1 protein-coding gene is annotated in these 467 nt (G+C 64.9%); it reads left to right on the forward strand.

Features of this window, described 5'->3' with window-relative positions:
• Positions 1-467, forward strand: a 467-nt coding sequence (locus AC5ZG1_RS44325) for a RibD family protein (RefSeq protein ID WP_496136559.1), incomplete at both ends; no start/stop codon positions are given.

The following is a 467-nucleotide window of genomic DNA, read 5'->3' on the forward strand; positions in this document are numbered from 1 at the left end:
CTTGCCGTTTCCGCCGATGGCATGATCGGCCGCGAGGGGGCCGGGCAGGTGGCGATCACCGGTCCGCAGGCCCGCGTCGAGGTGCAGGCGCTGCGCGCCGAAACCGACGCGATCCTGGTCGGCATCGGCACGGCGATATCGGATGACCCGCTGCTGACGGTGCGGACCCCAGGGCTCGAAGCCCAGTCGCCGATCCGTATCGTCCTTGATCCGTCTCTCGCGTTGCCGCTGACGAGTAAGCTGGTTCAGACGGCGCGGGAGGTGCCGGTCATCGTGGTGGCGAGCGAGGAAGTTTCGCCGTTGGCGGCGGATGCTGAGGGATTACCCCCCTCTGCCCTGCCGGGCATCTCCCCCACAAGGGGGAGATGGGCTGGGCGAGATGGCTTCCTCAAACAACCAAAGCCCCAAAATAACGAAAGCATTGTAATTGTCGATGCCGTTGGAGAGGGACCAATGGTCAAGCCTCT

The sequence above is a fragment of the Bradyrhizobium sp. Leo78 genome (assembly GCF_059512425.1).